The 23,859-nt window shown below is 36.9% G+C and carries 20 protein-coding genes; 17 read left to right on the forward strand and 3 right to left on the reverse strand.

Annotated elements, in window-relative coordinates:
- The first annotated feature begins 27 nt into the window (after positions 1–27).
- The 5 genes from MOC86_RS05440 (at position 28) to hpf (ending at position 4,961) form a co-directional block, all read left to right on the forward strand.
- Positions 28–1,881 carry an acyltransferase family protein gene (locus MOC86_RS05440; protein ID WP_268583154.1) on the forward strand — a complete coding sequence of 618 codons (1,854 nt, stop codon included), beginning with the start codon at positions 28–30 and terminating at the stop codon, positions 1,879–1,881.
- 131 nt (positions 1,882–2,012) lie between these two features.
- Entirely contained in the window at positions 2,013–3,500 is a 1,488-nt protein-coding gene (locus MOC86_RS05445) for a flagellar hook-associated protein 2 (protein WP_268583156.1), read from the forward strand.
- A 7-nt stretch (positions 3,501–3,507) separates the two neighbouring features.
- The gene (gene fliS / locus MOC86_RS05450) at positions 3,508–3,903 is read left to right on the forward strand and encodes a flagellar export chaperone FliS (RefSeq protein ID WP_268583338.1); all 396 of its coding nucleotides are present in this window, start codon (positions 3,508–3,510) and stop codon (positions 3,901–3,903) included.
- Positions 3,900–4,235 (forward strand): flagellar assembly protein FliT, encoded by a 336-nt coding sequence (locus MOC86_RS05455; RefSeq protein ID WP_268583157.1) that lies wholly within the window; start codon positions 3,900–3,902, stop codon positions 4,233–4,235. Before fliS ends, MOC86_RS05455 begins: the two co-directional genes overlap by 4 nt.
- 162 nt (positions 4,236–4,397) lie before the next feature.
- Complete coding sequence (gene hpf / locus MOC86_RS05460; protein WP_243516523.1) at positions 4,398–4,961, forward strand: ribosome hibernation-promoting factor, HPF/YfiA family; 564 nt, start codon at positions 4,398–4,400, stop codon at positions 4,959–4,961.
- Positions 4,962–5,004: 43 nt separating this feature from the next.
- Here hpf and MOC86_RS05465 read toward each other — a convergent pair whose 3' ends face one another.
- Positions 5,005–5,874: a LysR family transcriptional regulator gene (locus MOC86_RS05465; protein WP_268583158.1), complete on the reverse strand. Its 870-nt coding sequence runs from the start codon at positions 5,872–5,874 to the stop codon at positions 5,005–5,007.
- 168 nt (positions 5,875–6,042) lie between these two features.
- Here MOC86_RS05465 and MOC86_RS05470 point away from each other — a divergent pair, with 168 nt between their 5' ends.
- Positions 6,043–7,176 (forward strand): AbrB family transcriptional regulator, encoded by a 1,134-nt coding sequence (locus MOC86_RS05470; RefSeq protein ID WP_268583159.1) that lies wholly within the window; start codon positions 6,043–6,045, stop codon positions 7,174–7,176.
- Between the two features lie 31 nt (positions 7,177–7,207).
- Here the strand turns inward: MOC86_RS05470 and MOC86_RS05475 are convergent, their stop codons facing one another.
- Positions 7,208–7,426, reverse strand: a complete 219-nt coding sequence (locus MOC86_RS05475) for a hypothetical protein (RefSeq protein ID WP_268583160.1) — start codon at positions 7,424–7,426, stop codon at positions 7,208–7,210.
- Between the two features lie 244 nt (positions 7,427–7,670).
- On the opposite strand from MOC86_RS05475, the gene MOC86_RS05480 reads away from it, so the two are divergent.
- From MOC86_RS05480 to MOC86_RS05525, 10 genes are all read left to right on the forward strand, one after another.
- Entirely contained in the window at positions 7,671–8,237 is a 567-nt protein-coding gene (locus MOC86_RS05480) for a chromate transporter (protein WP_268583161.1), read from the forward strand.
- Positions 8,234–8,764, forward strand: a complete 531-nt coding sequence (locus tag MOC86_RS05485; RefSeq protein WP_268583162.1) for a chromate transporter — start codon at positions 8,234–8,236, stop codon at positions 8,762–8,764. Before MOC86_RS05480 ends, MOC86_RS05485 begins: the two co-directional genes overlap by 4 nt.
- Positions 8,765–8,962: 198 nt before the next feature.
- Complete coding sequence (secA, locus tag MOC86_RS05490; RefSeq protein ID WP_268583163.1) at positions 8,963–11,479, forward strand: preprotein translocase subunit SecA; 2,517 nt, start codon at positions 8,963–8,965, stop codon at positions 11,477–11,479.
- Between the two features lie 71 nt (positions 11,480–11,550).
- Positions 11,551–12,652 (forward strand): peptide chain release factor 2 gene (gene prfB / locus MOC86_RS05495; RefSeq protein ID WP_243516543.1). Its coding sequence is split into 2 segments (ribosomal slippage): positions 11,551–11,622 and positions 11,624–12,652, totalling 1,101 coding nucleotides; the frame shifts between segments, so codons are not numbered across the junction.
- Positions 12,653–12,924: 272 nt separating this feature from the next.
- Positions 12,925–13,254: a cytochrome c551 gene (cccB, locus tag MOC86_RS05500; RefSeq protein WP_268583164.1), complete on the forward strand. Its 330-nt coding sequence runs from the start codon at positions 12,925–12,927 to the stop codon at positions 13,252–13,254.
- 306 nt (positions 13,255–13,560) lie between these two features.
- On the forward strand, positions 13,561–14,247 hold the full coding sequence (gene ftsE, locus MOC86_RS05505; protein ID WP_268583165.1) for a cell division ATP-binding protein FtsE: 687 nt from the start codon (positions 13,561–13,563) through the stop codon (positions 14,245–14,247).
- Positions 14,237–15,136, forward strand: coding sequence for a permease-like cell division protein FtsX (gene ftsX / locus MOC86_RS05510; protein ID WP_111924039.1), 900 nt, complete (start codon positions 14,237–14,239; stop codon positions 15,134–15,136). The genes ftsE and ftsX overlap by 11 nt, the downstream gene beginning before the upstream one ends.
- 136 nt (positions 15,137–15,272) lie before the next feature.
- Positions 15,273–16,544: a murein hydrolase activator EnvC family protein gene (locus tag MOC86_RS05515; RefSeq protein WP_419146601.1), complete on the forward strand. Its 1,272-nt coding sequence runs from the start codon at positions 15,273–15,275 to the stop codon at positions 16,542–16,544.
- A 188-nt stretch (positions 16,545–16,732) separates the two neighbouring features.
- Entirely contained in the window at positions 16,733–18,151 is a 1,419-nt protein-coding gene (locus tag MOC86_RS05520; protein WP_268583340.1) for a S41 family peptidase, read from the forward strand.
- A gap of 148 nt (positions 18,152–18,299) precedes the next feature.
- Positions 18,300–19,475, forward strand: a complete 1,176-nt coding sequence (locus MOC86_RS05525; RefSeq protein ID WP_268583169.1) for a PDZ domain-containing protein — start codon at positions 18,300–18,302, stop codon at positions 19,473–19,475.
- A gap of 32 nt (positions 19,476–19,507) precedes the next feature.
- Here MOC86_RS05525 and MOC86_RS05530 read toward each other — a convergent pair whose 3' ends face one another.
- Positions 19,508–20,386: a TetR/AcrR family transcriptional regulator gene (locus tag MOC86_RS05530; protein ID WP_268583170.1), complete on the reverse strand. Its 879-nt coding sequence runs from the start codon at positions 20,384–20,386 to the stop codon at positions 19,508–19,510.
- A gap of 257 nt (positions 20,387–20,643) precedes the next feature.
- Between MOC86_RS05530 and MOC86_RS05535 the strand changes: the two genes are divergently transcribed.
- A complete protein-coding gene (locus MOC86_RS05535) occupies positions 20,644–23,718 on the forward strand; it encodes an efflux RND transporter permease subunit (RefSeq protein ID WP_268583171.1) in 3,075 nt (1,024 codons plus the stop codon).
- Positions 23,719–23,859 lie beyond the last annotated feature (141 nt).

Here is a 23,859-nt window from a genome sequence, read left to right on the forward strand (position 1 = left end):
CAGAAAGGGTTATTGGAGGAATTTATATTGAGCAACAAAACGCATCATCGATATGTCTATGGACTAGATGGACTTCGAGCGTTTGCCGTGTTATCAGTTATTGCTTATCATCTGAATTTTAGTTGGGCCAAGGGAGGATTTCTCGGAGTTGATGTTTTCTTCGTGCTGTCCGGGTACTTGATCACTTCTATTATTTTACCTTCACATGGAAGCAGACTAACATTTGATTTTCGGGACTTTTGGATAAGACGAATTCGCCGATTACTTCCTGCAGCATATGTAATGATTATTGCAACCGTTGTATGGGTTGTCTTATTTAAAGAAGAACTGTTAGCAACTGTACGCGGAGATGCTGTATCATCTTTATTTTATACGAGCAACTGGTGGTTTATTTTCCATAAGCTTTCATACTTTGATAGCTTTGGATCTCCTTCACCATTAAAGAATTTATGGTCTTTAGCGATTGAAGAACAATTTTATTTACTATGGCCAATATTGTTAGCAGTTGGCTTCTATATTTTTAAAAGAAGAAGTGTAGTATCATGCGTTGTTCTCGTTGGGATTCTGATCTCAGCAATGTCAATGGGAATGCTTTACGAACCAGGCATGGATCCTAGTCGTGTTTACTATGGTACAGATACACGTTCATTTGAGCTTTTGGTTGGCTGTTGGTTAGCGCTTGTTTGGCCATTAAAAAGGCTCTCAACAAAAGAACTTCCTGTGAAAGTAAGAAAAATATTTAACGGAGTAAGTATTGTTTCTTTCCTTATTATTATACTTTGCTTCTTCTTTGTTAGTGAATATCAAACTTTTGTATATCAAGGTGGAATGCTACTGTTTTGTTTAAATACGGCAATTCTTATTGCATGTATTTGCCATCCAAGCAGCCTTCTTGGTAAATTGCTATCTTGGAAGCCATTAAGATGGATTGGTTCACGTTCATATGGAATCTATCTCTGGCATTATCCAGTTATTGTACTTACAACGCCTGTAGAAGAGATTGGTACACAAGATTATTGGCGTATTGCTTTGCAGCTATTCGTGACTTTTGTTGTAGCAGAGTGGTCATATCGAATGATTGAGATGCCGATTCGTAAAAACGGGTTTAGACAATTTTTTAAACGCTATATTCCAACAACAACACTAACGTGGAAAAAGCTTTCTATTACTCGCAAACTATCAACAGTAGCTATTTTTCTCATTGTACTTGTATTTACAGCTGGTGTAACGGGTCTAGCCAAGGGAGAAGTAAGACATGAAACTCCAGAGAAAACGAGCGTTAAGGTTTCTCCAAATCAAAATGAAGAGGAACACGCTGTAAAAGAGAAAGAAGAATCTCAGCAATCAAAAGACACAGATTCAAAAGAGAAGGAATCAGAATCCTCTACAGCGGATGAACAAGAGAAGTCATCAAATCCCCCTGAGAAGATATTTGCAATTGGAGACTCTGTTATGCTTGATATTGCAGGAAATCTCCATGAAAAATACCCAAATATCACAATTGATGGGAAGGTTGGAAGACAGCTTTATGAGGCAATTGAAATAGCTCCTTCATATGCATCATTTAATAATAAAGATTCCGTTGTTGTTATTGAGCTTGGAACAAATGGTTATTTTACAGATGAACAGATTGATAAATTACTATCATATTTCGATGAAGCAAATGTTTATCTTGTAAATACACGTGTTCCACGTTCATGGGAAGATCAAGTTAATAAAACACTAGCTAAAAAAGCCAAGGAGTATAAGAACGTAAAATTAATAAATTGGCATAAAGAATCCCTAGAGCACCCCGAGTATTTTGGGGGAGATGGAGTTCATCTTACCCAAAAAGGATCAGAGGCATTAACTGAACTTATTCAGGATGCTGTGAATGAATGAAAACCAAGGCCATAAGAGTGGTCTTGGTTTTTATTTTTTTTGGGAAAATACGGATTATAATTCGAGCTAACTTCCTATTAAAAAGAAAAAAGAAAAGCCGATATAAATAAAAATACCTAGGCGGTGAGAAGATGACTGGAATGAGGATCAGTGGATTAGCAAGTGGGATTGATACGGAGAGCATGATTGAGAAATTAATGACGGCTGAGCGTGTTCCACTTAATAAATTAACAGGTCAGAAGCAAACTTTAGAATGGCAACGTGATCAGTACAGAGAGATTAATACCTTATTAAATGAATTAAGTAACTATACTTTTGATAATATGATCCTAAGTAGTACATTTAACAAGAAAATAGTTACTTCTTCTGAGGAAGGAAAGGTTACAGCAACAGCAGTAAACACTAGCCAAAATATCTCTACTCAAATAGAAGTTAAACAGCTTGCGACTTCTAGTCGATTCAAATCAAGTGGTTTCACTTCTTCATCAGCTGCCCAAGAATTAAAATTCACAGTAAAAGATCCAGGAAGTATAGAATCCCGAGAGGTTTCACTTTCTATTAAAGCAGAAGCAACAGCTGATGATGTTGTAAAAGCAATTAATAGTTCAAGTTTGGGCGTAAGAGCTATGAATGAACGGATTCTGGATACAACAAGTGGTCAGTACGTTGAAACACTTGTGTTTGTAAACAATAAGACAGGAACTGGCGGGGAAATTAGGGCTGCAGATAGTTCCACAAGTTCATATATGTCTGATAATCTAGGGTTTCAACTAAACGGTACAGTACTTCAAGAAAGTGAAAAAGGTAAGGATGCAACCGTTATCATAGATGGATTTGAAATGCAAAAAACAACAAATACTTTCGAAATGAATGGAATGAAGTACACTTTAACAGGAGTGACTAACACTCCTGTTACCATTTCCACATCTACAGATGTTGCTGGTATTTGTGATAAAATTAAAGAATTTGTTACGAAGTACAATGAAACAATTACTAAGATTAATGAAAAAGTGGGAGAAACTCGTTATCGTGACTATGCACCACTTACAAGTGATCAAAAGAAAGAGATGTCTGATAAAGAGGTTGAACTGTGGGAAGAAAAAGCAAAAAGTGGACTTCTTCGTAGTGATAGTACATTGTCGAGTGCTTTAAATAGTATGAGGTCTGATTTTTATACATCAGTACAAGGTGGATCTTTTGGCATTGATCACTTATCTGAGATTGGAATCACAACAACAAAGCAGTATCGTCTTGGTGGTATCTTAGAAATTGATGAAGCAAAGCTCAAGAAACAAATTGAGGAGAACCCACAAGCCATTTCAGAGTTTTTCTCAAAAAATGGGAATACATATGATACACAAGGAATTGCAGTGCGTCTTCGTAATACAATAAAGGATACCATTACAACAATTGAAAAACGAGCAGGAAATACAGGACAGTCTGATACTCAATATACAATTGGGAAAAGCCTTAATGATCTTGATGAGCGTATTAATAATTTTAACGACCGTTTGAAAATGATTGAAAATCGCTATTGGAGTCAGTTTACAGCAATGGAGCAAGCTATCCAAAAAGCGAACTCTCAGTCTTCTTATTTATCACAATACTTCATGCAGTAAAGGAGAAATAACCATGAACAATGCTTATCAAGCTTATCAGCAAGGCTCTGTTAATACAGCAACCCCTGGAGAGTTGACACTTATGCTCTATAATGGTTGCTTAAAGTTTATTCGTAGAGCAAAGACAGCAATTGAAAATGGAGAAGTAGAGGAAAAAAACAAGAACTTAATTAAAGCTCAAAATATTATTACAGAACTGATGGTTACATTACGAACAGGAAGTGAATTATCAGATCAGATGAGAACGATGTATGATTATATAAATCAACGTCTAATGAAGGCTAATATTGAAAGCAGTGTAGACATTTTAGAAGAAGTTGAATCTTATGTTATGGAATTTAGAGATACATGGAAAGAAGTTATTCAAAAGACAAGATCATCAAAAGGATATGATCATGAATGAATGCTGTAAAAGAAGCATATAAGTTAACATTAAAACTGCAGCAAGAACTTTCACAAAAAGAGCATGATCGGGATAAGCATATTCAGAATATTGAACAGCTGTTAAACGATAGAGATATTGCTATAAAGCTTATTAAACCGCCTTTTTCAGAAGAAGAGAAGGATCTTGGAAGAGCGATGATCAAGCTTAATGACTCTATTGATGAAAAACTGCGTGAGATTCGCTTTAATATTTCAAAGGATATTAAAGCATTGAAAAACCGGGAACGTGGACAGAATCGCTATGTTAATCCATATGGTACAACAAGCCATGATGGTACATTTTCTTTATGAATTTTTTGTGTCTCCCATTTATTTCTTTTGCAAAGGGAGAAGAGGTATGATAATCTATATAACAAGAAAATTAAATTTTCTAACTATTTCGTAGGTTTAAGAAACAATTTGTCGGGAAAAGAAATAGTAGAGGCATACCTTGGATCAAAAGGAGGAATTCCCATGATTTACAACATTAGAGGGGAAAACATTGAAGTCACTCCAGCACTACGAGAATATGTGGAAAAGAAAATTAGCAAACTTGAGCGCTATTTTGAAGAAGTGCCAAATTCCGAAGCTAGTGTGAACTTAAAAGTTTACAGCGATGGCCAAAGAATAGAGGTTACTATTCCGCTTCATTCTCTTGTCTTAAGAGCCGAGGAAACAAACGATGATATGTATGCAGCTATCGATCTTGTTGTAAGTAAGCTTGAGCGTCAAATTCGCAAGCATAAAACAAGAGTGAATCGAAAATCACGTGAGAAGGGCGGAGCAAAATATGCTTTCGCTGAAATGGAAGGAACAACTTCCACAACGATTCTCGACGAACAAGAAGATGATGATGAATTCGAAGTTGTCCGCACAAAGAGTTTTGATCTTAAACCAATGGATAGTGAAGAAGCCATTTTACAAATGAATATGCTAGGACATAGTTTCTTCGTTTATACGAATGCTGAAACAGATGCGACAAATGTAGTTTATCGAAGAAAAGATGGAAGATATGGATTAATTGAGCCGCAAGCTTAAAATAAGAAAGGACATAGCCTAGTAGGCTATGTCCTTTTTAAATTTATGAAGCTTTAAATGTCATTTTTTCTACAAAATTCACGAAAGCTTTAACCATATTAAGTTGCATAGACTCCTCATGATAAAACATCCACGTGTTTCTTAAGATAAGTTCTCCTCGTTTGTTTTGAAGAGGGATTTTATGAAGCGTTGGAACATCGTTAAGCGTCATTGTAGGTAAAATTGCATAACCAAGGCCATTTATAATCATTTTCTTTGCCGTATCTGCCTTATCAACTTCAATGCTTACATTAGGAGGCTGAGGATAATTTTCAACCCACCAGTTTTCGACAAGTGTTCTTAATAATGGGTCTGCTCTGTAATCAATCCGAGGCATCCTTGGTAAATTTTCCAACTCTATTTTCTCTTTTGATGCAATACATACTTCTTCTTGAAATAACAGATGTTTTCTATCATTCCAGCTATAATCCCCTTTAACAAATCCAACATGTACACTGCCATTATGAACAAGATTTGTTATAGAACTGCTTTGATCTGTTGTTACTTTAAATTCAATTTTAGGATATTGATCTTTGAACATTTTGAGTAAATCAGGAAGCAAATACTGTGCAAAAAGGTTTGAAACCCCAAGCTTAAGTGTTCCTGTGAAGTCATCTTCCATATTGAGCACATTTTCCTTTATGCTTTGAATGCGTAACAGCATGTCTTCACTGCAATGAGCTAAATATTCCCCTTGTGGCGTGAATTGGACGCCTCGTCTTCCTCTTATAACAACCTGAACTCCAAATTCTTTTTCAATTTGCTGGAGGCGATTTGTCAGTGCAGGTTGTGAGATGTATAAACTCTTAGCCGCTTTGGTAATATTTTTTTGGATGTAAAGCGTACGTAAAATAAGCCAATCTCTTTCATCCATGTCATCACCTCGATATAAGTCATAGATATTAGTTATGGTTAAGTATAAAAATATAATATTTTATTTATATCTCTTATTATACTATAGTTTGATATAACATCTCTTATTAAATGTACGGTGCTCTTGTAATTTATAAGGGGTAGTGATGTGTAGAAAGAAGGAGTAGCTATGAGAAATGAGAGATTCTTTTATAGCATAGTATTTATTCTGATAAGTGGAGTAGGGGGACTGCTCCTTTCATTAACGGGTCTTTCTATCGGTTGGATGCTTGGTACGCTTATTTTAGCAGCTGTACTTTCTCTCTTTCGACCGAAATTTTTGAAATTACAAGAAGGGAAAGGGATTGCTCCATACTGGCTTAGAATTGGCCAATGTATTTTAGCTATTGAGCTTGGTCAAAAAATCAATTTATCCATCATTGAAATTTTCGCCGAGAATTGGTTCACTATTATTGTTGTGCTTGTTTTATCAATCTTCTTTGCTCTTCTTTCTGGATTTATATTATGGAAATGTAGCAGCACAGATATGTTAACAAGCTTTTTTGGGACGGCACCTGGTGGATTGAGTGCAATGCCTGGGATTGCGGAAGAAGTTGGAGCAAATACTGGCGTTGTAAGTATCATTCAAACAATGCGGGTTTTTCTTGTTGTCTTGACTATACCAATGATTGTTTCCTCTTGGTTTTCTTCTTATTCAGAGCCTGTTTCACATTTAACCGAAACAGCTTCAGCCGGAGGAAGTTTTGCATTTCCACATATCATTTGGTCTTTAGTGCTTGTTTTAGCAGCGTGGGGAGGATACTACATTGGTAAAATTCTTAGATTTCCGGCTCCATGGCTCGTTGGTGGAATGGTAACGGTAGCTCTTGTTCAAGCTCTTTCCTCTATGTATGCTGGCTATGATCTTGTTGCTTATTGGCCGCATAGCATGATGATTTTGTCTCAACTCGCTATAGCAGGAAGTATTGGCTCTCGTTTTCATAAAAGAATGTTCCAAGGACTAAAAAGAACGATATTTGTTGCTTTTGTAAGCACTATTGGACTGATTGTAGCAATGCTTGTTTGTGCCTTTTTTGTTTCTGAACTAACAGGCATTTCCCTTGTGACTGCTGCACTTGCTTTTGCTCCAGGAGGAATTGCAGAAATGGCTACAACATCTGTTGTCCTCCATGCTGATTCTACCCTTGTTGTAGCTGTTCAAGTGTTTCGTATCATTATTGTTTGTATTATGCTGCCGCCTATCTTTAGACTTCTAAATCATTGGGATGCAAGAAAAGCAAAAAGTTCACATGCATCAGCCTAAAAAGCTAGGATTTCCCTAGCTTTTTTTGTTCTTAAAACCAAAATAGTCCGATAAGCGCGATGGCTCCTAATACAAGCCCGCCAATTTGTCCAACTAATGGAGATGAGGCGCGGGGAGTATTTGCAGGTACTGACGTTTGGAGAGTTTGAATTTCTTCATAAAGTGTTTGGGTAACATTTTCTAGTTCTTTTACTTTTCCTCTAAGTTCTTCTAGTTCTGCTTGAACATCCTCTTCTTTTTTTAAATTCATATTACATCCCTTCTTCCTGACAAATTGTTCTTTATTGTTATATACGAGAGCATAGAGGGAAAGTTCCTTCTTATTTTGTAAAAGTATTATAAAAAGAAGGGGAACATAAAAAGAGTTTGAGAAAGTTGATAGGATAGTGTATGTTCAAAGCGTTTCTTACTTTATAAAATGAAACAAGCAGCCTTCTAAGTTCGTTAATAAGCTGTGATAAACATAAGGTTTTAGCCAGAAAGGAGAGAGAATTATGAAGCAGCGAGATATTTTCATCGCTTTCTTTCGCTCAAGCATTTTAGGGTATGGTGGTGGACCATCGTCAATTCCTCTTGTTCATGATGAAGTAGTGAAAAAATATAAATGGATGTCTGACGAAGAATTCTCAGATGTATTAGCACTTGGAAATGCGCTTCCTGGGCCGATCAATACAAAGATGGCAGGATATATTGGATATCGAATTGGCGGCATCTTCGGGATGATGAACGCAGTAATTGCTACTTCAGTCCCAACTATTATTTTAATGATACTTTTTCTTAATCTTTTATATGCTTATAAAGACCAGCCATGGGTAAAAGGATTATCAAATGCGGTGCTTCCTGTTGTAGGAGTTATGATGTTAACTTTAACATGGAGCTTTTGGAAAAAATCAAAAGAATCGCTAGGTTTATTAGGCGGTGGTTTTCTTATTATTGCAAGTTTTATTGCAACAGAACTTCTTCATATTCATCCGGCTATCGTTATTGTAATCCTACTAATAGCTGCTTTTACTAAGAAAGGTGGTAAAAAAGAAGGTGAAGAGAAGGAGCGTTCAAGATGATTTATGTTAAGCTTTTTTTAGCTTTTTTTATTCCAGGTATTCTTGGTTATGGTGGTGGTCCTGCATCAATTCCTCTCATCCAAAATGAAGTTGTTGATCGCTATAAATGGGTTACAAATCAAGAGTTTAGTGAAGCACTAGCATTTGGAAATGCGCTTCCAGGACCAATTGCTACTAAAATAGCAGGATATATTGGCTATGAAGTTGGAGGCGTTTTGGGATCTGTTGTTGGTCTTTTTGCAACAGTTGCACCTTCCTTATTGCTTATGCTTATTCTTTTAAAGATTTTAATGAAATATAAGGAATCACCAAAAGTGAAACGTTTAACAAGTTATGTACGTCCTACAATTGCGGTTCTTCTTGGAGTGATGGCATACGACTTTTTCTTTTCTTCATATGAAGCAAGTGGTTCATTTCAAACAATAGGCCTTGCAGTTGTAAGTTTCTTGCTTTTAGAAAAATTTAAAGTGAGTGCTCCTTATGTGATTATATTAGCTTTAGCGTATGGAGCTGTCTTTTTACGTTAATAAAGAGTAAAAACAATCTATTTGCGGTTCATTGGCACTTTTCAGTACTGAATGTTACAATTTGAGGTAGAATCGTTTATAATAATGAAGAAGTATGGGACTTGTTTTCCTAGAATGGAAAGGACAAGCACGATTTTATAATAGAAGAAATAAAACTTTTAACATTCGATTATATTTTAATATAGAGGAGCGTTTTACATGCTTGGACTGTTTAAAAAAGTATTTGATGGAAGTGGGCGCCAAGTTAGTAAGTTAGAAAAAGTAGCGAATCAAGTAGAGCAGCTTGCAGACGAGATGGCTGCCTTAAGTGATGAAAAATTGCGAGCTAAAACAGCTGAATTCAGAACACGCTACAGCAAGGGAGAAACGCTTGATGATTTGCTTGTAGAAGCATTTGCTGTTGTACGTGAAGCAGCTAAGCGTGTACTTGGTCTTTACCCTTATAAAGTACAAATTATGGGGGCAATCTCACTTCATGAGGGAAACATTTCGGAAATGAAGACAGGGGAAGGTAAAACATTAACAGCAACAATGCCTGTTTACCTTAACTCTCTTTCTGGAAAGGGTGTTCATGTTGTAACGGTCAATGAATACTTAGCAAGTCGTGATGCTGAGGAAATGGGTGAACTTTATCGATTTCTAGACTTAACCGTTGGTTTAAACGTAAATAGTCTTTCTCGTGAAGAGAAAATTGAAGCATACAATGCGGATATCACCTATAGTACAAATAATGAGCTTGGATTTGACTACTTGCGTGATAACATGGTGCTTTATCGCAATCAACGAGTACAGCGTCCGCTTAACTATGCCATTATCGATGAAGTCGATTCCATTCTTGTTGATGAAGCACGTACACCGCTTATCATCTCAGGGACGGCTCAAAAATCAACGTCTCTTTATGTACAAACAAACGCTTTTGTGCGTACGCTGGAACAAGAAAGAGATTATACGTATGATGTGAAAACAAAAGGAGTGCAGCTCACAGAAGAAGGAATGAGCAAAGCTGAGCGTGCTTTCCATATTGAAAACTTATTTGATATTCAACACGTAGCATTAAATCACCATATTAATCAAGCATTAAAAGCCCATGTTGCGATGCAAAATGATGTGGATTATGTTGTAGATGACGGTAAAATTGTGATTGTTGACCAATTTACTGGACGTCTTATGAAAGGGCGCCGCTTCAGTGATGGCCTTCACCAAGCAATTGAAGCAAAAGAAGGCGTTGAAATTCAAAATGAAAGCATGACACTTGCAACGATTACGTTCCAAAACTATTTCCGTATGTATGAAAAACTTTCAGGTATGACAGGTACAGCGAAAACAGAGGAAGAAGAATTCCGCAATATTTATAACATGCAAGTAGTTGTGATTCCAACGAACAAACCGGTAGCTCGTGATGACCGTGCTGATTTGATTTATAAATCAATTGAAGGAAAATTCCGTGCTGTTGCAGACGATATTGCAGAGCGTTATAAAAAGAAACAGCCAGTTCTAGTTGGAACAGTTGCCATTGAAACATCTGAGCATTTAAGTCAGCTTCTAACAAAACGAAATGTACCACATAACGTCTTAAATGCAAAACAGCATGAGCGCGAAGCAGACATTATTAAACATGCTGGTGAACAGGGTGCTGTGACAATTGCAACAAACATGGCTGGTCGTGGTACAGATATTAAACTTGGTGAAGGTGTACGAGAACTTGGTGGCCTTGCAGTAATTGGAACAGAGCGTCACGAGTCACGTCGGATTGATAACCAGCTGCGTGGTCGTTCTGGACGTCAAGGTGATCCAGGGGTAACTCAATTTTATCTTTCAATGGAAGATGAACTTATGCGTCGTTTCGGTTCTGAAGGAATGCGCAGTATGATGGATCGTCTTGGAATGGATGACTCACAGCCAATTCAAAGTAAGATGGTTACTCGAGCAGTTGAATCAGCTCAAAAACGAGTAGAAGGAAATAACTTTGATTCACGTAAACAACTTCTTCAATATGATGATGTTCTTCGTCAGCAACGTGAAGTTATTTATAAGCAAAGAAACGAAGTGTTAGACTCTGAAAGTTTACGTGATATTGTAGAAGGTATGATTCGTTCTACAATTGAACGAGTTGTAGCAACACATACACCAAAAGCAGAGCTTGAAGAAGATTGGGACTTAAAAGCAATTGTTGATTATATGAACAGCAATGTTTTATCAGAAGGTCAGCTTGATGTGAAAGAGTTGAAAATGAAAGACCCAGAAGAGATGATTGACCTTATCTTTGAAAAAGTAAAAATGCTTTACAATGAAAAAGAAGCACAATTAGCCGAAGAACAAATGCGTGAGTTCGAGAAAGTTATCGTTCTTCGTGCAGTAGATTCTAAATGGATGGACCATATTGATGCGATGGATCAGCTTCGTCAAGGTATTCATCTACGTGCATATGGTCAGAATGATCCGCTTCGTGAGTATCAAATGGAAGGTTTCTCAATGTTTGAAAGTATGATTGCTGCAATTGAAGAAGATGTAACAAAATACATCATGAAAGCAGAAATCCGTAACAATCTTGAACGTCAAGAAGTAGCTCAAGGTCAAAGTGCTGTTCATCCAAAAGAGGAATCTGATGAGAAAGCTGTAAAGAAAAAACCAAAAACAAACGTTGTTGATATTGGTCGTAATGCACCTTGTCCGTGCGGAAGCGGTAAAAAGTATAAGCAATGTTGTGGAAGATAAAATAAAGAGTGCTTGGTGGCTTTGTCACCAAGCACTCTTATGTAACAATATAAATGATGAGGTGTAGAATAATGGAATTAGTAGAAATGAAACAAGAGTTAGATAAAACAGCCAATCGCTTGGCGGACTTTAGGGGGTCTCTTTGACCTTGATCAAAAGGAAGCGCGCATTGCTGAGCTAGATGAAATCATGGCAGACCCAGACTTTTGGAATGATCAGCAAAGTGCCCAAACGGTCATCAATGAAGCAAATTCATTAAAAGAGACAGTCACAACGTTTAATAACTTAAATGAATCATATGAAAACTTACAAGTATCTTATGAACTGTTAAAAGAAGAGTTTGATGAAGATTTAGCAGGCGAAGTAGAACCAGAATTGAAAGAGTTGACAGATTCTCTAAACAAGTTTGAACTGCAGCTTCTTTTAAATGGACCTTATGACAAAAACAATGCTATCTTAGAACTTCATCCAGGTGCCGGAGGAACAGAGTCACAAGACTGGGGCTCAATGCTTCTTCGCATGTATACACGCTGGGCAGAAGCTAAAGGATTTAAAGTAGAAACACTAGACTACCTTCCAGGGGATGAAGCTGGGATTAAAAGCGTAACACTTTCAATTAAAGGTCATAACGCATATGGTTACTTAAGAGCAGAAAAAGGTGTACATCGTTTAGTGCGTATTTCACCTTTCGACTCATCAGGTCGTCGTCATACCTCATTTGTATCATGCGAAATTATGCCGGAACTTAGTGATGATATTGAAATTGATATCCGCACTGAAGATTTAAAAGTAGATACGTATCGAGCAAGTGGAGCTGGTGGTCAGCACGTTAACACAACAGATTCAGCTATACGGATCACTCATATTCCAACAAATATTGTTGTTACATGTCAAACAGAACGTTCTCAAATTAAAAACCGCGAGCGTGCTATGAAAATGCTAAAATCGAAACTTTTGCAGCGTAAAATCGAAGAACAGCAAGCAGAGTTAGATGAAATTCGCGGAGAGCAAAAAGACATTGGATGGGGAAGCCAAATTCGCTCATATGTGTTCCATCCATATTCAATGGTAAAAGATCATCGTACAAATACGGAAATTGGAAATGTCCAAGGCGTCATGGATGGAGATCTTGATCCGTTTATTGATTCATATCTTCGCTCGCTTATGAATTAAAAATGAAAATGCCCGCTTTCTTTTTTGAAGAATGCGGGTATTTTGTATAGAAACGTAAAGGAAAGGTGAAATATTACATAGGAATAACAACCCTGTAACAAAACGATCTTGTGTAAAAGCCTGAAGAAAGAACCATTTTATCTTCGAGGTTATTTTTGCTATTATGTGGAGAAGAAACAAGTTTCTGCATAAATCGTCATAAATATATGATTTAATAGCAAACAGAACGAGTATAATAGTAGAGAATATATAAAGGCGAAGAGGTGAAGACAGTGAAAAAAGCAGCATGGGCACTTATCATTGGAGCAACTCTTATTATGAGCGGATGTGGGAACAGTGAAGAGAAATCTTCTTCAAAGGAAGAGAAGATTAACGTTGATGAAGCAGGAGAAGCAGGAAAGCTTTATAAGCAAAGTTGTCTTGGCTGTCATGGCGATAACCTTCAAGGAAACAATGGCCCGAACTTACAGCAGGTAGGGAAGAAATATTCCAAAGAGGAACTTAGTGAGATTATTGTGAATGGTAGAGGATCGATGCCAAAAGGGCTTCTTGAGAAAGAAGAGGCAGATAAAGTAGTCGAATGGCTTTCGACAATGAAATAAATATACTTTCCAAACTATCTGATATGAATTCAGATAGTTTTTTTATGTCGAAATAAGAGAAAAAAATAGGTCTAAAGAATTTGTTTAATTACTATTTTTTACATAATTTTATCGTACCTTTGACATATTTGAAAAGAAAATGTAATATTTTTGAGTCTTATCAGATGAATTTTTGGTGTTATAATGAGGGGGCACGTGTCTAGAGCGAATTTATGTTGAAATCCCTTGTATTTTGACAAAACTCCTCATATTTTGTAGATTTATATAGGCTTTCGACAAAATACGGAATGCAGGTGGTATAAATATATGATCGAAATGAAGGATGTATATAAAACATACCCTAATGGTGTTAAAGCTATTGATGGGTTAACAGTTAAGGTTAATAAAGGTGAATTTGTATACGTTGTCGGCCCAAGTGGTGCAGGAAAATCCACTTTTATTAAGATGATGTATAGAGAAGAAAAAGCATCATCAGGATACATTATGGTGAATGGACAGAACGTAGGAGAGCTAAAAAATAGGGAAGTTCCTGTTTTTAGACGTAATATCGGCGTTGTGTTCCAAGACTTTAAGCTTCTTCCCAAGCTAACAGCATTTGAAAATGTAGCATTTGCGTTAGAAGTAATTGAAGCAGAGAAAGATGTTATTAAACAACGTGTAAAAGAAGTACTTGAATTAGTAGGAATCCAAGGTCGTGAAGACGCTCTTCCAGCTGAGCTATCAGGAGGAGAACAACAGCGACTTTCAATTGCGCGCGCAATTATAAACAATCCAAAAGTCTTAATTGCGGATGAACCGACAGGAAATCTTGACCCTGAGACATCTTGGGGAATTATGGACGTTCTTGAGAAAATTAATAAGAACGGAACAACCATTGTCATGGCTACACATAATAGAGACATTGTAAACACTAGGAAAAAACGAGTAATTGCAGTTGAAGACGGTAAGATTATTCGTGATGAAGTGCGGGGGGAATACGGTTATGAAGGGTAGGACACTTTCCCGTCATTTTCGTGAAGGATTCCGCAATATTGGGCGAAACGGGTGGATGACATTTGCATCTGTAAGTGCTGTAACGGTTACGTTACTGCTTGTTGGTGTGTTTTTAGTTGTAATGTTAAACCTTAACCATTTTGCGAAATCAGTCGAAAACGATGTGGAGATTAACGCATATATCGAACGTACAGCAACAGCAGATAACATTAAAGACCTAGAAAAACAGCTTAATAATGTGCCGAAGGTTGGTACTGTCGAATTTTCTTCTAAGGAAGAAGAGTTGCGAAAGCTTATTGATGGATTGGGAGAAGAAGGTAAGGTTTTTGAACCTTTTGAACAGCAAAATCCATTAAATGCCGCTTATATTATTAAGCCTAACTCGCCTAAAGATGTAGAATCTGTTGCCAAAAAAGTTGAAAAGTTAGATTACATTGAGAAAGTAGAATATGGACAAGAATACGTTGATAAATTGTTCGATGTTGTGAGCGTAGCACGTAACATTGGAATTGTCCTTATTGTTGGGCTTGTATTTACAGCAATGTTCCTTATCTCAAATACAATTAAAATTACAATTATCGCTCGAAGATCTGAAATAGAGATTATGAGACTTGTAGGAGCTACCAACTCATTTATTCGATGGCCATTCTTCTTAGAAGGATTGTTCCTTGGCGTACTTGGTTCTATTATCCCGATTGCTATCGTTGTAAGCACGTATGCTTTACTGTTTGATTCCGTACAGCCAGATTTAGCAAAAACGTATAAAACGTTTGAATTGCTACCAGTATTCCCATTCACATTACAACTTTCACTTCTACTTGTCTTGATTGGGGCTTGTATTGGGGTTTGGGGAAGTATGATTTCAATGCGCAAGTTTCTTAAAAAATAGTTTTTCTCGTCCAAAGGGGCTTTTTCCTACGTCTCTTTGGATTTTTTTTAGAACAAAAGGGAAATAGACTGCTCGTAGAACCTGTTCCCTGTCTTACATAAGTTAAATGTTTAGGAGAATAGAGGAGGAAATGGAAGTGAAGAAAAAAGTACTATCATGGTCAACTGCCGCAATGCTTGGTATATCCTTTATAGGGTTCTCTTTTCAACAAGGTACTGCAGAAGCCGAGAGTCTAGAAGAGCGCATGGATACGGTTAAAGAAAAGCGTTCAGATGTCTCTAAGTCTCTTAGTGAAAGCAAGAAAGAGATTGAGAGCTTAGAAGCAGAGCAGAAGAAGATAGATGAAGAAATTAAACAATTGGATGAAGCAGTAACAAAAACAAGTGAGAAAATTCGCGATAAAAACGATGAAATTGACAAAACGCGTCAGCAGATTGAAAATCTGAAAAAAGATATTAAGAAGCTAGATAAGCGTATTAAAAAGCGAAATGAGATTTTAAAAGAACGTGCTCGTGCGATGCAAACGAGTGGAGGTTCTGTTGATTATATCGAAGTTTTACTAGGGTCACAAGATTTTAGTGATCTATTAAATCGTGTTAATGCAGTAAGCACAATTTCAAGTGCTGACCGTGATATTTTAGAAGCACATGAAGAAGATAAAAAAGTCAAAAAAGAAAAAGAAGATAAAGTGAAAGAAGATTTAGGCTCTCTAGAAACGAGTTTAAAAGAATTAGAGACATTGAAAGCAGACCAAGAAAAGCAAGCAGCCGAGAAAGATGCATTTATGGCAAAACTTAAAGAAAGCCAACAAACCGCAGAAGATAAATCTTCAAAATTAGAAAATGAAGATGAGCTTCTTTCAGAGCAAGAAAAAGCAATTCAAGAACAGATGAAAAAGCAAAAAGAAGAGGCTGAGAAGCAAGTATCTTCAGCACAACCAGTGAAGTCTACGTCAACAAGTGGTGGAGATACATCAACAGGTGGGGGAGAGACACCTCCTGTAGCAAGCGGAACATTTACAAGACCAGCTGCAGGTCCTGTAACGTCTGAGTTCGGGATAAGAAGCTTAGGAGATCATAAAGGAATAGATATTGGAAAACGAGGTGCAAGCGTGCCGATTGTTGCAGCAGCTGATGGACAGGTTTTCCGCTCTTACTATTCTTCTACGTATGGGAATGCTATATTCATTACTCATAATGTAAACGGAAAAGTATATACAACAGTTTATGCTCATATGGAATCTCGTAACGTTAGTGGAAATGAAACGGTGAAAAAAGGACAAGTTATCGGCTATATGGGGAATACGGGACGCTCTTATGGAGCCCATCTGCATTTTGAAATGCATGAAGGACCGTGGAATTTAGAGAAAACAAATGCTGTTGATCCACGTAAATATATTAATTTCTAAGAAGAAGTATAAAGCTTATTTTATTTTCATATACTTTTTAAAAGACATCACACGAATTGACGGTGTGATGTCTTTTCTTACATATGAAAAGGTACATAGTTTCCATAAAATATGGCATACTAAAAGAAGATGTATGTTTTGAGGAGGAATAAGTTTTGAAAAACAATCGCATATTCATTGTCTTCCTAATGATTTTGTGTTTGATAGCAGGAGGAGCTGGTACTTATGCAGGCCTTCAGCTTTTCAATGATGGAAACAGTAGCTTATCAGTAGCTAGCATATCAGATAGTGGACAAGAATCAGCTTCAACAAAAGCAGAATTTGAAAAGATTGAGAAAGTGTATAACACGCTTTCTGAGAAGTATTATAAAGACGTTGATGAAGACAAGCTGCTTGAAGGGGCTATCGACGGTATGGTGAAGTCTCTTGATGATCCATATTCTACTTATATGGATAAAAAAACGGCAGAGCAGTTTACACAATCACTTGATTCGTCTTTCCAAGGAATTGGGGCAGAAGTGAGTATGGTAAACGAAAAAGTGACGATTATTTCTCCATTTAAAGGTTCACCAGCTGAAAAGGCTGGAATTAAAGCAAACGATCAGATTTTGCAAATCAACGGAAAAAGCGTTGAGGGGCTTGATCTTTCACAAGCTGTTTTGAAAATTCGGGGCAAAAAAGGCTCAACAGTCAACATTCAAGTGCAGCGCCCAGGTGTGAAAGAGCCGCTAACATTCAAAGTAGTTCGTGACGACATTCCAATTGAAACAGTATATTCTTCATTGAAAGAAGAAAATGGAAAGAAAATTGGATACTTGGAAATTACCTCATTCTCTGAAAATACAGCAGATGAATTTAATAGCAATCTAAAGAAACTTGAGAAAAAAGGAATTGAGGGGCTTGTAATTGATGTAAGAGGTAACCCTGGTGGTTACTTAGAAAGCGTCGAAAAGATTCTAGATGGACTTGTTACAAAAGATAAGCCATACGTTCAAATTGAACAACGGGATGGAGAAAAAGAAGGAGTCTACTCCAAAAATGGAGAGAAAAAAGATTACCCAATCTCCGTGCTTATTGATAGAGGAAGTGCTTCAGCTTCTGAAATTTTAGCAGGGGCATTAAAAGAAGCTGGAGGATATCCACTTGTTGGTGAGAAGTCCTTTGGTAAAGGAACCGTTCAACAGGCATTGCCGCTTGAAGATGGAAGTAACTTAAAGATGACAACACACAAGTGGCTAACACCAGATGGTAACTGGATTCACGAGAAAGGAATTCAGCCAACAATTAAAGTAGAGCAACCAGAGTATTATTATGCAAATCCAATTCAAATTGAAGAAACGTTAAAAAAGGATTCTAACGGTGCTCAAGTGAAAAATACACAAGTGATGTTAAAAGGACTTGGATTTGATCCAGGTCGTGAAGATGGTTACTTTAGTGAACAAACAGAGAAAGCAGTCAAAGAATTTCAAGGGGAAAATGATGTGAAACAAACAGGTGAAGTTGATGAAAACACAGCTTCTCTCATTCAAACAAGACTTCTTGAAAAGATTGATTCTCATCAGAGTGACAAACAGCTTCAAGCTGCGTTAAAAGAAGTAGCTGAATAAGCAAAACCCTCTGTTTTATAAAACAGAGGTTTTTTTTATTTTGTCACATAAAAAACGGCTCTTGCTATGTCAGGAGAGTGGATTTTTGCTAAAATAAAAGAAAGTGTGCTAGTTAGTTAAAAAAGAAAAAGAAAAGGGGGGAAAGAACGTGGAAATACTTCAAGAGATTTTGCTTGGGCTTTGTCGTCTGTTTCTTCATCCACTTACATATATTGCGATTTTAGTAACATATTTTATCGGGTTAGCTCGTGTGAAAAGAGAACGGAAGCATTTTCGTATTCGAGTTTTTGATTTTATTTATGAACTGCGTTTCTTATTTTGGCCAGGGCTTGCAATTGGATTGCTTCTTTCTATTATTACAATAGCGGTCGGTGTAGTCGTTCCTATTGGGATGATTGTACTTATCGGAGTGCTAACATTTATACTGAGCGGACCGTGGACGTTTAGATGGCTTACTCCTTCATCTATTATTGGACTAGCTGTTATCGTTTCTTTATTTTTACCAAAAGAAGCTGGGAATAATACGTTTACAAGATGGATGCGTGAAGCGGGAGAGACAAACCTTTCTTCTCTTGCAATCTTGCTTGCCCTTCTTGTGCTTGCAGAAGGTTATCTGATTTGGAAATATGGAAGTCGGGCAACGTCGCCCGAAATTTTTAAAAGCAAACGAGGTCTTCCAGTTGGGTCTCATATATCCCAGCGTCTTTGGCTTGTGCCTTTATTTTTGCTTATCCCTAGTGAAGGATTTAGTGCCCCATTTTCTTGGTGGCCGCTTCTTAATATTAACGGACAGGAATTCTACTTTTTCTTTGTTCCATTTAGCATTGGATTCTTCCAACGAGTGAAAGCAATGCATCCAAAGCAATCAGTAGAGTTTACAGGAAAGCGAGTACTAGGCCTAGGAGTTGTGACAACCGTCCTTGCTATTCCTGCTAGCTTCTTTCCAGTCTTCACTGTTTTCATTGTTCTCGTTGCTATTATTGGTCGAGAGTGGATTAGTATTTCTCAACGCTTGGAAGATGCACGTCTTCCGTTCTTTTTTACACAGCGGAAAAATGGAAGCATTGTTCTTGGGGTGCTACCGAAATCACCTGCAGAAGCAATGGGAATTAAAGTTGGCGAGGTTATTGTAAGGGTGAATGGAGAAGTCATTGCAGGAGAACAAGACTTTTATCAAGCGTTGCAAAAAAATCGAGCGCTCTGTAAATTAGAAGTGCTTGATCTCAATAATGAAATCCGCCTTGTTCAGCGAGCTTTGTATGATGGAGAGCATCATGAGCTAGGTATCCTGTTTGTTGAAGACCACGAAACATCTGTAGGATAAATAAAAGACCAATCAATTATGATTGGTCTTTTTTACATTAAAAGCTCAATATCAAGTTCTCTCGCAAGCTTCTCACAGTAAGGGCGAAGGGAATCATAATCTGTGAAGTTTGCAAGCATTCCTTTGAAGATAACTCCTTTGATTTCATCATTTTTAGCTTCTTCAGTAAGGTAGTTCACAATCTCTAATAGATGACTCTTAGTTTTAGGAGAGGCATCTAGTGCTTTGATTTTATGTTCAATTGCTGACAAAAGTGGAAAGATTCGTTCCTTTTTTCGAGCACGTATACGATCAAAAACTTGATGAAGAGTATCTTCCTCAATGAGTGGGTCGATGTTTTTCTCCATCATAGCTTGAACAATGTCGTCAATTCTATGGAATATAAAGGTTGATAACCGGTCTGAGTCTATTGAAAAATCTTCAATGAAAATTAAGCGATAGTAGGAGCTTTGGATACCTTCTAGTAAGTAATAAATGTCATAAACAAGAAGATGGATGCTCTCACCATAAATCTCATATAAAAGGCTCTCCACCCAGTGAAAGAGGCGTGTTTTAAAAGAGTAAATACGGTCTTTCATACCCTCACCAAACATCATCAATTGATCGAATTGACCTATAATGAGTTGTTTATTTTGATGGACAAACTCATATTGAAATTTAATTTGACTAATAAGCTTGTCCTTAGGGGAGAGATCTCCTGATTCAAGAGATTCTAAAGACTGTTCTAACTGGTTTATATAGTAGTCAATAAGAGAAGTAACAAGTTCTTCTTTTGATTGAAAATATAAATAAAAAGCACCTTTAGAGATTCCACTCTTCTCTGCAATTTCCTGGACGGAAGTTGAATGAAATCCTTTTTCCGCAAAAAGCATGCTTGCTTCTTGAATAATTTTTAGTTTTTTCTCGTTCATGTATACAACTCCCTGTTTTGACCAAAGAGTCAATGGCCAAGCAATTTTCCTTCCTATTATATTACGTTACGTTAATAGTGATGTAAAGAGGACAACATCTTATTCTTGATAAGTAAGGTTTATGAATTAAGAAAGAGTTAAGAGGATTATAATTGACTCGCAGGTCAGTAAATTATATACTTTTGAAGGAATGACCATGTAGTCATTAGAGAGAGAATCATTTGTATAATGAAAAAGGGAAGGAATGAGCGCCTTAAATGAAGCACATTATTAACTTTTCGTTAAAAAATAAGTTTGCTTTATGGATTTTAACCATTCTTGTAACAATTGCAGGCTTATATGCGGGCACAAGTATGAAGCTTGAGACAATACCAAGTATTACAAATCCTGTTTTGTCTATTACAACTACATACCCAGGAGCCTCACCAGAAGAAGTCTCAAAGAAAGTAACAGATCCTGTTGAGCAAGCAGTATCAAATTTATCTGGGGTTGATACAGTAAGTTCTTCTTCAAGGGAAAACATGTCTATCATTCAAGTTCAATATGCATTTGATAAAGATATGGACAAAGCTCTTGATGAGGCGAAGGAAGCTGTTAACACCCTTGATCTTGGCGAGAATATTGAAGAGCCATCAATTGCTCAGCAAAGTATTGATGATTTTCCGATTTTAAGTTTAAGTATTTCAGATGATAAGAAATCAGTAGAAGAGTTAACAACATTAACAGAAGAAGAGATTGTTCCTGTACTCGAAGGAGTTGAAGGAGTCTCCTCTATTGAAACTGCTGGAGAGCAAAAGCAAGAAGTTCAGTTTACTTATAAAGAAGATAAACTAAAGGAATATGGTTTAGATAAGGAAACTGTCGAAAACCTTATTAAAGGAGCAAAAGTTTCTTATCCATTAGGCACTTTCAATATGGAAGAGAAGGAGAAAACAATTGTACTAGACGGGAATATTGAAACTGTTGAAGATTTAAAGAACCTTGAGATTCCCGTTACTCCATCTCAATCAGCTCCTTCAGGTCAAATGACTGCTGGGTCAGTTCCATCAGAAATTCCAACAGTTAAGTTAAGTGATATAGCAGACATTAAAGTAGCTGAAATTACCGAATCATTATCTAAAACAAACGGTGAGCGTTCTATTGGTGTGCAAGTTGTAAAAACGTCTGAAGGAAATACAGTTGATGTAACAAATGCCGTAATGGATGCTTTAAAAGATATTAAGGAAGATAACAGCGGTTTGAAGATTGCAACAACCCTTGATCAATCTGTTGAGATTAATAAGTCTGTTTCAACAATGATTGAGAAAGCGTTATTTGGAGCCTTATTCGCTGTAATCATTATCTTACTGTTTTTACGTGATATTCGTTCAACAATTATTTCAATTATCTCCATTCCGCTGTCACTTTTAATGGCCATGATTTTCTTAAAACAGATGGATATTTCACTTAACATCATGACGCTTGGGGCTATGACTGTTGCTATCGGGCGTGTTGTGGATGATTCTATCGTTGTTATTGAAAATATCTACAGACGAATGGCTTTAAAAGAAGAGAAGTTAAGAGGAAAAGATTTAATTTGTGAAGCAACAAAAGAGATGTTTAAGCCAATTCTTTCTTCCACAATTGTTACAATCGCCGTTTTCTTACCATTAGGCACTGTAACAGGACCTGTTGGAGAGCTATTTTTACCATTTGCTTTAACAATTGTATTCGCCCTTTTATCTTCACTAATTATTGCGATTACAATTGTTCCGATGCTTGCTCATTCTCTATTTAAAAAAGGAGTTAAAAGCAAAAACCATGAAGAGAATGCTGGACGCTTATCTTCATTCTATAAGAGCGTTCTTCAATGGTCTCTTAACCACAAATGGATTGTTTCAGGTCTTTCTATCATCATTCTCATTGCCAGCTTATTTTTAGCACCACTTGTTGGCACAAGCTTTTTGCCTGAGCAGGAAATTAAAACGGTTAACGTAACCTTTAACCCAAATCCAGGCGAGCTTGAAGAAGATGTAAAAGAAGAGGCAGCAGATGCTGAGAAATATTTCTTAGATAAAAAGAATGTTAAAACTGTTCAATACTCTATTGGCGGTGGAAATCCTTTTGATCCAGGTGCTCAAAATCAAGCACTTTTCTATGTGGAGTATAAAGAGGATACACCAAATTTCAATGATGAAAAAGAGCAGATTGTTAAAGACTTAAATAAAGGGCAGTCGATTGGTGAGTGGAATTCCCTTGATATTTCAGGGATGGGAAATAACTCAATTGAACTTCGTGTTTATGGAGACAATACCGAAGATTTACAAGCTGCCACAGAAAAAGTCCAAAATATTATGGATGACCGCAAAGATTTAGATAAAGTAGAATCAAGTCTTTCGGAACAGAACGACCAATATACGCTTGTAGCTAACCAAGAAGAACTAGCAAAGCGCGGACTTAGCGCAGGTCAAATTGGAATGAAGCTTAGTCAGCTTGGGGAACGTCCAGTCTTAACAACCCTTAATAAGGATGGAAAAGATCTTAATGTTTATATTCAAACAGATAAACAAGACTATAGTTCAATAAATGAGCTTGAAGAAGAGACTATCACGTCTCCATTAGGTCAGGAAGTTCCACTAAGCGATGTTGTGGAAGTTGAAGAAGGCAAAGCGCCAGCAACTATTTCGAAGCTTGACGGAAAAATGTATGCAACAGTAAGTGGAGAGTTTAAAGGTCAGGATGTTGGAGCAGAGTCTACAGCTATCCAAAAAGAAGTTGATAAGTTAGATCTTCCGAAAAACGTAAGTGTTGAAATGGGTGGTGTTACTGAGCAAATTAACGATTCATTTACACAATTAGGGCTAGCTATGCTTGCTGCAATTGGGATTGTTTATTTTGTGCTCGTCTTAACATTTGGAGGAGGATTAGCGCCATTTGCTATTCTATTCTCTCTACCTTTCACTATTATTGGTGGTCTGCTTGGTCTCTTTATCGCAGGAGAAACAATTAGCGTATCAGCGATGATTGGAATGCTCATGCTAATTGGAATTGTTGTAACAAATGCAATTGTGTTAATTGACCGAGTTATTGAGAAAGAGAAAGAAGGCATTACAACAAGAGAAGCCCTTTTAGAAGCAGCTTCAACCCGCCTTCGTCCAATTTTAATGACGGCTATTGCCACAATTGGAGCTCTTATTCCAATGGCATTTGGAATGGAAAGCAGTGGTCTTATTTCAAAAGGATTAGCTGTTACAGTTATTGGAGGATTAACAAGTTCAACACTTATCACTCTTCTAATTGTTCCAATCGTTTATGAAGCATTAATGAAATTAACGAGAAGAAGAAGAAAATAAAATATAGCATATTGAGAGCCTGTTCAAATTTTTTTGAACAGGCTTTTTTATGTTACGCTCCTTTTTACACATGAGTGAATGTTTTCATAATTATTTTAAAGAATCATGTGTTTTAAAAAAGAACATTCTAATAAGAAGGAG

The sequence above is a fragment of the Priestia endophytica genome (assembly GCF_026790145.1).
Lineage (GTDB): Bacteria > Bacillota > Bacilli > Bacillales > Bacillaceae_H > Bacillus_I > Bacillus_I endophytica_A.